The sequence below is a fragment of the Paenibacillus vandeheii genome (assembly GCF_030433635.1).
GTDB lineage: Bacteria > Bacillota > Bacilli > Paenibacillales > Paenibacillaceae > Paenibacillus > Paenibacillus vandeheii.
Map to the genome: position 1 here is coordinate 176367 of NZ_JAROCD010000006.1, position 13102 is coordinate 189468.

General features: G+C 47.6%; 12 protein-coding genes. 6 read left to right on the forward strand and 6 right to left on the reverse strand.

What is annotated here, in order from left to right; all coding sequences use genetic code 11:
• Positions 1-100: 100 nt before the first annotated feature.
• Together P5G61_RS13370 and P5G61_RS13375 are read right to left on the reverse strand one after the other, a co-directional pair.
• Positions 101-2251 carry an alpha-glucuronidase family glycosyl hydrolase gene (locus tag P5G61_RS13370; protein WP_301246989.1) on the reverse strand — a complete coding sequence of 717 codons (2151 nt, stop codon included), beginning with the start codon at positions 2249-2251 and terminating at the stop codon, positions 101-103.
• Positions 2248-4479, reverse strand: coding sequence for a glycoside hydrolase family 52 protein (locus P5G61_RS13375; RefSeq protein WP_301246990.1), 2232 nt, complete (start codon positions 4477-4479; stop codon positions 2248-2250). The genes P5G61_RS13370 and P5G61_RS13375 overlap by 4 nt, the downstream gene beginning before the upstream one ends.
• A gap of 226 nt (positions 4480-4705) precedes the next feature.
• Between P5G61_RS13375 and P5G61_RS13380 the strand changes: the two genes are divergently transcribed.
• Positions 4706-5617, forward strand: a complete 912-nt coding sequence (locus P5G61_RS13380) for a helix-turn-helix domain-containing protein (RefSeq protein WP_301246992.1) — start codon at positions 4706-4708, stop codon at positions 5615-5617.
• 65 nt (positions 5618-5682) lie between these two features.
• On the opposite strand, the gene P5G61_RS13385 is transcribed toward P5G61_RS13380, so the two are convergent.
• Both P5G61_RS13385 and P5G61_RS13390 read right to left on the reverse strand, forming a co-directional pair.
• Positions 5683-7074, reverse strand: coding sequence for an aldehyde dehydrogenase (locus tag P5G61_RS13385; protein ID WP_301247226.1), 1392 nt, complete (start codon positions 7072-7074; stop codon positions 5683-5685).
• Positions 7075-7171: 97 nt separating this feature from the next.
• Positions 7172-7474, reverse strand: a complete 303-nt coding sequence (locus tag P5G61_RS13390; RefSeq protein WP_301246993.1) for an ArsR/SmtB family transcription factor — start codon at positions 7472-7474, stop codon at positions 7172-7174.
• Positions 7475-7672: 198 nt separating this feature from the next.
• Here P5G61_RS13390 and P5G61_RS13395 point away from each other — a divergent pair, with 198 nt between their 5' ends.
• The 5 genes from P5G61_RS13395 (at position 7673) to P5G61_RS13415 (ending at position 11739) form a co-directional block, all read left to right on the forward strand.
• The gene (locus tag P5G61_RS13395; protein ID WP_301246995.1) at positions 7673-8404 is read left to right on the forward strand and encodes a GntR family transcriptional regulator; all 732 of its coding nucleotides are present in this window, start codon (positions 7673-7675) and stop codon (positions 8402-8404) included.
• A gap of 47 nt (positions 8405-8451) precedes the next feature.
• Positions 8452-9519 carry a mannonate dehydratase gene (gene uxuA, locus P5G61_RS13400; protein ID WP_301246997.1) on the forward strand — a complete coding sequence of 356 codons (1068 nt, stop codon included), beginning with the start codon at positions 8452-8454 and terminating at the stop codon, positions 9517-9519.
• Positions 9516-10379, forward strand: a complete 864-nt coding sequence (locus P5G61_RS13405) for an SDR family oxidoreductase (RefSeq protein ID WP_301246999.1) — start codon at positions 9516-9518, stop codon at positions 10377-10379. Before uxuA ends, P5G61_RS13405 begins: the two co-directional genes overlap by 4 nt.
• A gap of 230 nt (positions 10380-10609) precedes the next feature.
• Positions 10610-11338 carry a DUF421 domain-containing protein gene (locus tag P5G61_RS13410; protein WP_301247001.1) on the forward strand — a complete coding sequence of 243 codons (729 nt, stop codon included), beginning with the start codon at positions 10610-10612 and terminating at the stop codon, positions 11336-11338.
• Positions 11339-11367: 29 nt separating this feature from the next.
• Positions 11368-11739 (forward strand): DUF4363 family protein, encoded by a 372-nt coding sequence (locus P5G61_RS13415; protein WP_301247003.1) that lies wholly within the window; start codon positions 11368-11370, stop codon positions 11737-11739.
• A 62-nt stretch (positions 11740-11801) separates the two neighbouring features.
• Here the strand turns inward: P5G61_RS13415 and P5G61_RS13420 are convergent, their stop codons facing one another.
• Both P5G61_RS13420 and P5G61_RS13425 read right to left on the reverse strand, forming a co-directional pair.
• Positions 11802-12509 carry a M50 family metallopeptidase gene (locus P5G61_RS13420; protein WP_301247005.1) on the reverse strand — a complete coding sequence of 236 codons (708 nt, stop codon included), beginning with the start codon at positions 12507-12509 and terminating at the stop codon, positions 11802-11804.
• Positions 12510-12556: 47 nt separating this feature from the next.
• The gene (locus tag P5G61_RS13425; RefSeq protein ID WP_301247006.1) at positions 12557-13033 is read right to left on the reverse strand and encodes a hypothetical protein; all 477 of its coding nucleotides are present in this window, start codon (positions 13031-13033) and stop codon (positions 12557-12559) included.
• Between the last annotated feature and the right edge of the window lie 69 nt (positions 13034-13102).

Sequence of the window (13102 nt, forward strand, 5' to 3'; positions counted from 1 at the left end):
CCGAAGGTGATACAGGTGAACACTCCACTTCCTCAGATTTGTTCTGGCTCGCCGTTATCGTGTAATGTTTATTTCAGCTTATATCACTCTCGTATCCAGATTAATATATCGTTCTTCCTTGTTCATCTGCAATACCACTTTTGCGATAGAAGTACGTATTGATCATATCTCTCCATTCCTTGGCATGCTCCGCCTGCCCAGCCTGTAACGTAGCTACCTTATCAAAAACAGTCGGATCAATCTTGCCTTCCAGCTGTCCCCATGTTTGTGCTAACGTCGCTGCCTGCTCTGCACCAGCAAAGTGTGTATCATAAATGTGCTGAATGACCGTTTTCCCAGAATGCAGGACATGGGTATACGGGACATGATGGAAAAATAACAATAGCTCGTCTGGACAGGAATCTACGGATTCATATCTTTCGGCATTTTCCCGGTGGTATTGCGATGTATATCCCGTTCCACTGCTCACCGTCCGGTCCACGCCAATGCCATTACAATCGGCAAAGTGATACGTTCCCCACTTGGAATATTCATAGCCATCCACATTCGGTCCATAATGGTGCTCCGGATTAACCATCCAGCCTACACCGAGCGGAGCCGTATAATTTTCATAGATTTCCAACGAATTCAGAAGCATGCCAGAGATTAGACGAACGACCTCTTCATTATGTCCGAAGGTAAGTCTCACCCACTCTTCAGCGATCTCTTCCGATGACAGCTCTGGATTCCAGGCCAGTCTTCCATATCCATACAGATTCGCCTGAGCAAGCGGGTGCCCTGTCCAGCAAGCGTCTGCGCCGATATTGGAGACTGCGGCAAAGCCACTATAAGGTCTGTTGTATAGAGAGCCGTCAGCAATACGTTTAATTTCAGAACCCGGCCCCTTGGCAAACGTATCAAAATCTAATACTTCTTTCCACTGTGGAATCAGATAACACAGATGCCGCTGCTGGCCCGTATATTCCTGCGTAATCTGGAATTCCAGTACCTGATTCGTGTTCTCCATGGCCCCGAACAGTGGGGATACGGCCTCCCGAACCTGAAAGTCCATCGGTCCATTCTTGATCTGCAAAATGACATTTTCTGCAAAGCGGCCATCCAGTGGCTTAAAGTGGTCATATGCCGCCCGCGCGCGATCCGTGGAACGGTCACGCCAGTCTTGCTTGCAGTTATAAACGAAGCAGCGCCAGATCACCAGTCCACCAAACGGGCGAAGTGCTTCGGCCAGCATGTTCGCTCCATCCGCATGATCCCGGTTATACGTAAATGGGCCAGGACGATTCTCCGAATCTGCTTTGATCAGATAGCCGCCAAAATCCGGGATTGCCGCATATACCTTGGCTGTCTGAATGTTCCACCATTCACGGACCTGCTCATCCAGCGGATCTGCCGTAAGCAATCCACCAATCTCTATCGGACTTGCGTAGTTGGCGCTCAGGAACAATCGGATGCCGTACGCTCTGAATTCGGCAGCCACCTTTGCAACATCACCCAGGAAACGTTCCGTCAGGAACAGGCTCTCACGCTGGTGCACGTTAACGTTATTAATCGAAATGGCGTTAATGCCTGTAGAAGCAAGCAATCTGGCATAATCCCGGATACGCCCAAGATCACGAGTGAATTCTCCATTTGCATAGAAAATGGACTTCCCCGCATAGCCACGTTCAATGCTGCCGTCCACGTTATCCCACTGATTGATCATCCGTAATGCATTCACGGGCTGCTCCGCAATGTAGCTTAACCTTCCAGCAGCCGGTTGCGCATCGTTAGTGCTTTCTTGATCCAGGACAAGTTCTCTTAACAAATGAAAAGTCCCGTACAGCACACCTTGAGGGGTTTCCGAACCAATAAACAGTCTGCCCCGCTCCTTATCTTCGCGGATCATATAGCCTTCCCCGTGTACAGCTGAGCGCTCCGTTTCGCTGAAGGCCTGAGCTACAGCTTCCGAGCCTGTCCATGTGCCAAGCCATATCCCTTGGGCCTCTTGATTGGCTAAATCCGGATCACTCACCTGGCTGGTAACTTCCTGACTAACTTTCAGCTTGATGCCAAAAAGCTTATCCAATCCCTGAGTCAGTTCAGTTATGGCTGTTGATATCATTTCCTGATCTTCCGCCGCCGACACGGTATGGCCCCAGACTGGAGCTGCCTTTCGGGCAGCTCCCTTCACTCCGGATTGACCTTGAAGATATCCAAGCCACGCATCATACTGCGGGCCAGAGATATTAGTTTGAACGGTTGTGTTGCTCATTGTACAGCCTCCTTACTGGCATAGATTTGTTCCAAACGATTACCTTTGCCTTCGAGCAGCCATAGAATCGATGTTACTCCGCGCGGGTAATACTTGCTTCCGACCGCTACACCCGCCAGGATCTGGTCACTCCAGCACCAGTAGGATTCCTCTGGATGCAACAGCCAGTTTACATGGGCAGCGTCCGCAGCCTTCCCTGTTTCATCCCATTCCACGTCGAGTAGTTCTCTTGTAATGAACTGGGACAGATATATTTTGCTAAGCCATGAGTTATTGCTCGTAGAGGACAGCTTCCAGCCTCCATCCTCAAATAGACAAGTACCAGGTACAAGAACAGTCTTAAGGTGGGTTCGAAGTGCTTGCAGGTAAGGTCCGAAACGGCCATTTACATCCAGCGCACCTTCACAGCCTGTAAAGTATGGGAATACCAATCCTTCTATGGCCGGAATGATGCGGGAATCATTATTTTCAGCGATAACTGCCGGAATGTAGCCACTGTCGGTTAACTGAGCTGCAATACTGGCTGCACAGCGATCTGCCTGACGTCCTGCGTGATGAGACAATTCAGCCAGTTTCTCCGCAGCAAACAACTTCTCCAGTGCAACATAGACGGCCCAGCATTTGCCTGCCAGGTAGATGTTATTCCGCGATTGTCCAAGCGATACATCCAGACTGTCATAGGTGGTAATTTCAGCTCCACCCTTGGTGCGACTGCTATCCAGTCCCATCAGGCCATTGCGTTGTTGTTCATCCGGATGATCCCGGTTCAACATGCTTTCGAAGCAATCACGAATGACGGGAAGCATTTCTTTAACAAATTCCCGATCCTGTGTTTGTTCAATATATACAGTCGCACAGCATAGCCAGTTCACGAGTTCCTCGTGGCTCATTTGGGAGAAGCAGTCATCAATGCCTACCAGTTCATAAGCGGAGTGTCCAGGACGCGAGAATACATTGGCTACGCCAATATCATGCGTGAACGTAATGCCGCCCGGATATTCCTTCTCATCGCCCGGGAATCGCACTTGATCCGTATAACTGTACCGTTTCACAAACCACTCCAGCTCATTACGCACGGTCCAAGGATTTAAAGCAAGCTCAAAATACAGCTGATCTGCGGTGAGATCCAGGGTATTCATCATCCGGTATTCGCCTTCATTTACGATCCAGAACGGTTCGCCATCTGCATCCAGCAGCTGTGTACTTGCATAGTAGCTGTGAATGGAATGGGCAAGCATAAACGACTGGTCCTCACTCAAAGCAGATACGCCAAGACGTTGTTCCACTTCAGCACAGGAAGCAGTCAACGCGCTGAAACGGTCAAGCGCATATTTCCCGGCTTCCAGGATATCCGCAAAATAACGGGTATACCAGTAGGTCGTGTCCATACCCGAAGTAACGATCCCACCACGATAGAAACATACGGCGAATTGATACGTACGCTTCTCACCGGCTGGAACTTCCATCAACAACGCAGCTGTTTCGCCCAATCCGAAAGCCAGGTTCTCACGATGTTTCTCCTGCAATATCTTCTCCAGCGTGAACCCGCGAGCAGGCCATAGTTCCTCATCCGCAGACAAAATTGCGGTTAGGCGTCCTTGTCCAACACCCGTTAATGCTCCACCCTCTGGTCCTCCGATGATACGCATGGCAGAGTAAGGATCATTCCCCTGATAGCCAAAGTATGCTTTACGCGATTGCTGTCCTTGCGTGTTATCAATCGTCATCTCGACCAGCACTGCAGGTACAAGCGCATCCATTAACGCTTCGCGTTCGCCGCGCAATGGTTCAGGTACAGGCCGCACAGGTGAGTAAATACGAAAAGTCAGATCACCGGCCGTCCATGTATCTGTTCCCGAAGTGAATTCACGGGTAATATCCTCATCGCGAAACGCAGAAATCAGCGGACGTGACGTTTGTGCTGTAACTGCCGCCGGCGTGCTCGCACCAGTTTCCGCCGAAGTCGATGACGTCAGATCAGAATCCGAATTCTCTACTTTCTCTACATCATACCGAACGCTCGCATCCTCAACAGCCTCGAAAAACGGTAAAGCTTCGTAGTTCTCACTATGACGAGATTGTAAACCGATATATACATTCTGATCTGCTGGCTTGCCAAGCTCCAGACCTAGTCCGCCTTTGGCTCCTTTGTATCCAAGCGTAAAGCTGGCAAAAGCCCCGATCGGTGAGTGATGGGCATTATAAAAGATGGATTTGGAAGTGCTCATGAACGATGACCCCTCTCAAAATGGTTTGCATACGTTTTCATTAGCCCCATCCTACCACGGGCATTCCACCATAGACCATGGTCAAATCAATCGGATATTTACCCAAATCAAGCTAATAGATTATAATACAATAAAGCGGTTACATCTGTTTCGATTCATATCTCCATCATTCCGTTCAGAAGCAACTATAGATTCCACTATATTATAATGATCGAGGGGGCCTTCCATGTCTTCCACCTATTTGCCTCCCGCTTTGGGAGAAAGTGTGCATGAGGTGTTTTACCCGGATGTACAAACCACGGTAAACCTGTTCGCCATTCATTTGCGAAGTGTCGGGGCGAATTGGGATTATCCGGCGCATGAACATCCGCAATATGAGCTGAACTATGTAACGGAAGGCGAACAACACATGACTGTGAATGGCAAGCTGTATATTCAAAAGGCTGGCGAATTGCTCCTGATTCCTCCAGGAAGCATTCATTCCAGCCTGAGCCATAATGGCAAGGGTTTTACGTATTTTTGCATGCACTTTGATATTGATGATCAGTTATTTCTCTCCTTGCTTGCACGAATCAAGCAGGTTTTGTTCGATGCAGATAGTCCGGTTACCCGCCAGATCGAGCCTGTACTTCGCAAATTAATGTCTTCTGCTGACAATCGGGCGGCGAGTACGATGGTACAACGCATGCAGCTGCAATCGGCGGTATTTGAACTGTTTGGACATTTATGGGAAACGGTCTCTCAGGAAGCGGCTCAATTGTTCACGGACGGATATGAGAAAATCGAGCTGGCTCACCAGATTCGTAATCGGCTGCAAGGGCTGGTAAGCCAACAATTCAAGCAAGGACGTGAGTCCGATAGCCATTATGGCATTGATGATATTGCAGCAGAGCTGGGCATCAGTTCCTCCCATTGTAATCGTGTATTTCGACAGGTATATGGTCAGTCTCCGCGCGTATATTTATCTGAAATGGTTCTGCATGAAGCCAAAGTTCTACTAGGTAACCCCAAGCTGTCGATTCAGAACATTGCTACCATGCTTGGTTATAAAGATATTGCCCATTTCAGCCGTCAATTCAAGCGCTGGTCGGGTGTTTCCCCAACATGCTACAGACAGGAGCAGCCTGCTCCCGAATGAGTATCATTCATCCAACATCAGTCCAGTCCAGAACTTAATTGCTGTATGGTTAAACGTCGGTTCTTTTATTTTAACAGACGTTTAATCGTCTTCAGTTTGTTATCATACGGCGGATATAAAATCGACAAGTTTAATCTAGTGCTCTTTTTAAGCACACTTTTCATATGAGAGAAGGTCTCCAGACTATACCGCCCATGATACGCGCCCAAACCTGAATGTCCCACGCCTCCAAACGGCAGCCTTGGATTGGCTACATGGGTAATCGTATCGTTAATACAGCCGCCCCCAAAAGAAACCTCTCGCATCACTTGATCTTGTAACTGTGTATCCGATGTAAAGAGATAGAGCGCCAGCGGTTTGGGTCGCTTTACAATACCTGCAATCGCCTCATCAATATGGGTATAACTGATAATCGGCAGAATCGGACCAAAAATCTCGTCCTCCATCGAAGCGGCTTCCCACGATTCGGCATCAATAAAGGTCGGTTCAATAAAACGATCTTCCTCATCGGATTGACCCCCATAAATGACATGAGCCTGATCGCGTTCAATAAGGGTCGTGAGACGTTTGAAATGGGCCTTGTTGACGATTCGCCCATAGTCTCTGTTGTGCTGGATATCTGTACCAAAGAACGACTCTACCGCTGCTTTCATTTCGGCAATCAATGGATCTTTCACCTGTTCATGTACAAGCAGATAATCTGGTGCGATGCAGGTCTGACCGGTATTGAGCAGCTTTCCCCATATAATGCGCTGTGCAGCGACGCTTAGATCGGCATGCTTATCCACAATAACCGGACTTTTACCGCCAAGCTCCAGCGTAACTGGAACAAGGTTTTTGGCAGCAGCCTCCATGACGATTTTGCCCACCGGGACACTTCCTGTAAAAAAAATATAGTCAAATGGGGCGTTAATAAGCGCCGTGGTGGTGTCTTTCGCTCCTTCAACCACGTGGACATAATTTGGTTCGAAGATGGAGGTTATCATCTCACGAATAACGGCGGAGACGGCTGGTGTGTTTTCAGATGCTTTGAGAACTGCCGTATTGCCCGCTGCCAACGCGCCAACCAGAGGTTCAATTAACAACTGGAATGGATAGTTAAAGGGCCCAATAATCAATACCGCACCATAAGGCTCAGGCATAATATAACTTTTGGAACCGATCAGCGCGAATTGGGTTTTAACTTTTACCGGTTTGACCCATTTCTTCACTTGCCGAATGGTATGCGTGATACTATCCAGCATGAACCCGATCTCCGTTGTATACGATTCGAACTCACTCTTGCCCAAATCCTGGTAGAGCGCCTCGGTAAGACGGGACTCATACTTTTGAATTGCCTGTTTCAAGCGGGTTAAATGCGCAATGCGAGCCTCGGCTGAACGAGTAGCCCCTGAGCGGAAAAATTGCCTTTGCTGCTGTAAAATTTCTTCGACATCATCTTCGCTTAATTCCTGTATCGTACTCACATAATCCAACTCCTCTATGAGTTAATGATGATCCGTTTAAACTTACGAACGAATCGCCTGTATGCATAGGCATACTATCTACTCCTGTCTATAAGCACTCCTCTTCCATCGCGGCCACCAGTTCTTTCAAAAGTTCCACCGAGGACTTTAACGAAGCGGAATAATATCGTTGTGTCCCCTTCTGCTCTACGGAGATGAGTCCCTTTTCAAGCAACAGCTTGAGATGATGGGATATTGCAGGCCGGGATAGGCTGAACTGTTCTGTAATTTCATTCACCGTCATGCTGCCCTTCTCGCTGAGAGTAAGTAAAATGGCCTGACGGTGGTTGTCGCTCAGTACCTGGAATAAAGGGATACAGGTTTGGAAAATGGATAATGCTTTTTGTCCCATGGTTTCACCTCTAATAAGTTCTGTAGATATCATGCCTATAGCGTCCATTAGTTTAAACATATAAACCTAATGACTATATTTTACTCCTCGAAGCTGCTAACAGCAAGCCATGCGCGATAAATTATATAATGAGTTGTATAAAAGCGCTTCCATACTACCATACAAGTATGGTAGTATGTCTTTGAAGGAGTTGAAGTTATGGAATATCCCCCTAGGTCTTCATCCAAAGCCGATTTATTATCATCCTTAATAAGCCCATCTTCGCTGAACAAACAGGCATTCTCTTCACGTGAGGCGGTCTACACGACGTTGAAGCAGTTGATTTTGAGTTTGAAGCTGCCTCCCGGTACCGCCATCTCGGAGAAAGAGATCTCGCTTGAGTTCAATGTGAGTCGGACCCCTGTTCGAGAAAGCTTTGTCCGATTAGCGCAGGAAGGTCTGCTGGAAGTCTATCCGCAGCGGGGTACCTATGTATCTCTGATTCAGGTGGATCTCGTGGAAGAAGCGCGATTCATGCGTGAACAGCTTGAGCGTGCGGTTATACGGCTTGCCTGTGTGCAATTCCCGGATGAACATATGAAGATTTTGCAGCATAATCTTGCACAGCAGCAGGAATGCATACTTAAACCGGATGATGAACGGATGTTCGGATTGGATGAGGAATTCCATAGTACTCTCTTTGCAGGCTGCAACAAAAGTAATACCTGGTCCGTGATCCAGCATATGAACGTGCATCTGAACCGGAGCCGGATGCTCCGCCTGTCTTCGGATCATCAATGGGATCACCTGCTTGAGCAGCATCGATCCATGGTTCAGGCCATACAGGAGCACGATGCCCGAACGGCGGAGCACATCATGCAGGAGCATCTGCACTTAACCGTCACGGATCTGGCTGTCCTGCGGGATACATACCCTTCCTATTTTCAATGATGATGGATTTACCTGTTCTTTAGACTAATCTTGATGAGGTGAATGTGATGAGAATGGTTTTTCGCTGGTTTGGTGAAGGCAATGATACCGTAACGCTTGACCACATCCGGCAGATTCCCGGTGTCGAAGGTATTGTATGGGCGCTGCACGATGTTCCGGCTGGTGAGGAATGGCCGATGGATAAAATTTTGGCTGTGAAAGCTGCTGCTGACAAAGCCGGGCTGCATCTGGATGTCGTTGAAAGTGTGAATATCCATGAAGATATCAAGCTCGGGCTGCCTACACGTGACCAATATATAGACAATTACAAAAAAACGATGGAAAAACTTGCCCAGGTAGGCGTTAAAGTCATCTGTTACAACTTCATGCCGATCTTCGATTGGCTGCGTACCGATATGCATAAGGAGATGGAGGATGGCTCTACTGCCCTCTTCTACGAGCACAAGAAACTCGCCGATATTGAGCCTCTTGAACTGGTACGCCGGATTACCGAGAATTCAGCTTTAACCATGCCTGGCTGGGAACCGGAGCGGTTGCAGTATTTAACAGGACTGTTCGAAGCCTATAAGGATGTAACAGAGGACCATATGTGGGAACACGCCCGTTATTTCCTGCAGGAGATCATTCCCACTGCTGAACGATTAGGGATTCGAATGGCCATCCATCCGGATGATCCGCCATGGCCGATCTTTGGTCTACCGAAGATTATTACGAGCCAAGACAATGTTCGCAGATACCTGAACCTGTATGATAGCCCTTACAACAGTGTGACTCTGTGCAGCGGCTCACTTGGGGCCAATCCGAATAATGATATTATCGGCATGATCCACGAGTTCAAGGACCGTATCCCTTTTGCGCATATTCGTAATGTCAAAATCTACGATAATGGTGACTTTATCGAGACCTCTCACCGCAGTCAGGATGGAAATGTCGATATTGCAGGAGTTGTGGAGGCCTATCATGATACTGGATTTGAAGGTTATGCACGACCGGACCACGGACGTCATCTCTGGGGTGAACAATGCAGACCGGGATATGGACTCTATGATCGGGCTCTGGGAATTATGTATCTGTGGGGCGTCTGGGATTCCCTGCAAAGGAGGTCAAAAGCATGAATGATTTTGCCAAAGAAAGATCAACCCGTCTGGAAGGCAGAACAGCCGTAATTACTGGCGGAGCAGGTGTCCTGTGCCGTTCTATGGCTGAAGAGCTCGCACGGCATGGCGCAAGTGTAGCCATTCTGAACCGGACCGTATCCAAAGGGGAAGAAGTTGTTGCAGCAATCGAGGCTCAAGGCGGGAAAGCAATCGCTGTAGCTTGTGACGTAACCCAGGCCGATAGCGTTATAGCGGCAGCAGCTGTGGTTCAGGAGAAGCTGGGTCCCTGCGACATCCTTATTAACGGAGCAGGTGGCAACCATGCTAGCGCCAATACCACAAATGAAATTTTCAAACAGGAAGATTTGGAGCAGCCCGATATCACTACTTTTTTTGATGTAAGTGTAGAGGGGTTCCGTCAGGTGATGGATCTGAATTTTGTTGGGTCGCTCATCCCTACCCAGATTTTCGCAAGACAAATGATTGAACGTAATGTTCCAGCTACCGTCATTAATATTTCGTCGATGAGTGCCCCTTCGCCCATGACCAAAGTTCCTGCGTACAGTGCAGCCAAAGCCGCGATCAACAATTTCACGCAATGGCTTGCCGTACATTTGGCAGAATCGGGAATCCGGGTAAACGCCATTGCACCAGGGTTCTTCCTGACGGAACAAAATCGTAATCTGCTGCTGAAGCCGGATGGCTCCCCTACCGAACGTTCAAGCAAAATCATTGCGCACACGCCCATGCGACGCTTCGGTAAACCGGAAGATTTGCTGGGCACGCTGATGTGGCTGGCTGATGAACGGCAGTCCGGTTTTGTTACAGGCACGGTTATTCCTGTGGATGGCGGCTTTATGGCCTACTCGGGTGTATGACCTCTATTCTATTTTACTTTTACATGAATTGACTGAATTGAAGATATGTATTGAATTAACCGAAGCCTGGAGCACGTATCCAGGTTTCGGTTTTTTGCGTTCAAGAATAAGATCAACCAGCCTAGGAAAAGCTTGTTATAGTTGAGCCAAAAAGCTTGGCTGAGTTGAAGAATGGATTAAGAATTAAAGTTTTCAAATTCGTAGGGTAATCGAAGGAAGGTGATACATACATGATGGAAGAAACGTGGGTCGTAGCTGTTCGATCAGTTTTCGCCTTTCTGACCCTGATCATCTATACCAGGGTACTGGGCAAACAGCAAATGGGTAACTTGACGTATTTTGATTACATTAATGGCATTACGATTGGTTCCATCGCAGGTACATTTGCGACCGACTTGTCTTCCAAAGGATGGATCCATTTTGTCGCTTTAACCATTTTCACTTTGGTGACGATCGTCTTTCAGTTTATTACGTTGAAAAATCGTACCATCTCCAAAATGTTGGACTCCGATCCAACTTTGGTTATCCAGAATGGTAAAATTCTTGAACAAAATCTCCATAAAATGCGTGTGAAATTTGACGAACTAACCATGATGCTGAGGCAAAAGGATGTATTTGACATTACTACACTGGACTATGCCATTCTTGAACCGGACGGTAGTCTGTCCGTTGTCCTGAAGCCTGAGAATCAACCGGTTACGGCGAAGGACATGAAGATGCATCCTGCCAAGAGCAAGCTCATGACCGAAATTATTATTGACGGTGTTCTGATCAAACAAAATCTTGAGGAACGAAACAAAGATATCAACTGGCTCAGTGAACAATTGAAGAAGAAAAAAATCACGATTCAGGACATTGCCTTTGCCGCTATTTTGCCAAATGACAAACTTTATGTCGATCTCTTTGAAGATCATTTTTCAGAGAAAACCGATATGGGGGATTATGAGGGACCTTTCTGATACATATTTACATTGCAGGAGGCGTTTGAATGAAAACTCGTTTCTGGTTGCTGTACGTGCTTCCAATTTCCATGATCATTTTGTTCTGCGCGATTCTTGCGACCGGTACATTTCTCAAAAAGCCCATGGGAACGAATGACCGCTTGCTTGAGTCTGTACAAAAGCTGGAGAAGGAAGTACAGGCCAAAAATTGGACAGAAGCCAAAACTCAGGTGGATTATGCCATGAAGGCTTGGGATCGAATCGTCAATCGGGTTCAGTTTAGTGTAGAACGTGAGACGGTTTACGAAATATTGAGTACTCTTGCACGTATCGAGGGAGGCGTTGTTGCAAAGGATGATAAGGGGATCATGGCAGAGATTTATTATTTTTATGTCCTATGGGACAATCTTGGGGATTAAACATGAGACCATGCGAAAAAGGCACTTTCCTTTAATAATAAAGGAAGTGCCTTCTCTGTTTTCTAAACATTACGCCCGCGTAATCTACGAGATGTTGACGGCCTTGGCGTGCTTTCTTTTCGAAAAAAGAGCGTAAGTGCTCCCTTCGCACACCACAGTGCAAACAGTGCAAATAACGTTCCCCAGAACAGCGCCGGGAGGAATGTTTGCTGAGCCAGATTAGCCGCATCCCCCGCCCGGGACGGCTGTGTCCAAGACATAAGCCCAACGTACATGGCACTAACTACGGACTCTTCCAGTGTAAGAAAAGCCAGTAGTAAATAATAGAATTTCGCGATTCTGGCGCCAAAAATCATGATCACAATACTCAGAGCACTAAAGCCTGTAAGCCAGAGCATGCCGAACTCTCCCCTCACATAGAAGAGAAGCGACACCAGAGCTACACCTGTCATGATGCCAAGCCCCCACATGTGCCATCCTTTTCGGTATAGATAGAAGAGCAACCAAGCAAAGAGGGATGCAGTAACATAGCCAGCCAAGGAAACCAAAATGGATCGGCCTGGTGTCAGCATGGATGAATACGTAACGCCGCTGTGATCAGCATATAATTCAATGCGCAATACTTTGCCGGATAACACCAATGTCATCAGCGCATGGCCGAATTCGTGAATCATCGTATCCAGGTTACGGAACAATGAAGAAAACGGGATAAAGCGGGTCAGTATCGCTGAACCCATCAGAAACAGTATGGTTTTGAGCCATTTATTCAATACGGTCCTACCTCCCTTGCCTCCGAGTAAAAATGTCTATCCCTATATTACGTGGCTACACTGTGTTCGTTTCGATCCATGAAATGTGCGGCGCAATATTGTATCCACCAGCAGAAACTCCGATTATGTCCGATGAAAAAAGAAGACAGATCATAACGCCCCGTTCCTGTCTCCAGTGTAACCAGCAATCTGTTGCGCATCTGCGTCAGAGCATAAGTCACAAATCGATCGGCTGCCTCATTTTGTACAAGTGTAACATAAGCATAAAGAGAATGATCCACCGGTTCATCGAGTGGGCTTACACCAGCGCAAGAAAACTCGGTACGTACACCTGCTCTGTGAAGCAAAGTCAAGGCATCGACAAGCTCAGCATCCACTTCAACATCATTCCAAATCTCCGTTCTCTTCGCTACCATCGTCTGCTTCTCGCGTTCCGTCCACTGCATTAACTCCAGTTTGCGTCTTCTCCATAGATGGGCAGGCTGCTGGCTTAACAGCACTTCCTGTTCTTCAGGTAAATCCATTACATTTCCTCCCGTTCCCCGCATAATCTCCGTCACCTTGAACAACGAAAAGAGCACATCCCTGTGCTC

Excerpts from the sequence above, each read along its gene's own strand:
- P5G61_RS13375 (WP_301246990.1), bottom strand. The coding sequence starts at position 4,479 with ATGAGCACTTCCAAATCCATCTTTTATAATGCCCATCACTCACCGATC.
- P5G61_RS13410 (WP_301247001.1), top strand. The coding sequence starts at position 10,610 with ATGATGGAAGAAACGTGGGTCGTAGCTGTTCGATCAGTTTTCGCCTTT.
- P5G61_RS13395 (WP_301246995.1), top strand. The coding sequence starts at position 7,673 with ATGGAATATCCCCCTAGGTCTTCATCCAAAGCCGATTTATTATCATCC.
- P5G61_RS13390 (WP_301246993.1), bottom strand. The coding sequence starts at position 7,474 with ATGGGACAAAAAGCATTATCCATTTTCCAAACCTGTATCCCTTTATTC.
- P5G61_RS13380 (WP_301246992.1), top strand. The coding sequence starts at position 4,706 with ATGTCTTCCACCTATTTGCCTCCCGCTTTGGGAGAAAGTGTGCATGAG.
- P5G61_RS13425 (WP_301247006.1), bottom strand. The coding sequence starts at position 13,033 with ATGGATTTACCTGAAGAACAGGAAGTGCTGTTAAGCCAGCAGCCTGCC.
- P5G61_RS13415 (WP_301247003.1), top strand. The coding sequence starts at position 11,368 with ATGAAAACTCGTTTCTGGTTGCTGTACGTGCTTCCAATTTCCATGATC.
- P5G61_RS13370 (WP_301246989.1), bottom strand. The coding sequence starts at position 2,251 with ATGAGCAACACAACCGTTCAAACTAATATCTCTGGCCCGCAGTATGAT.
- uxuA (WP_301246997.1), top strand. The coding sequence starts at position 8,452 with ATGAGAATGGTTTTTCGCTGGTTTGGTGAAGGCAATGATACCGTAACG.
- P5G61_RS13405 (WP_301246999.1), top strand. The coding sequence starts at position 9,516 with ATGAATGATTTTGCCAAAGAAAGATCAACCCGTCTGGAAGGCAGAACA.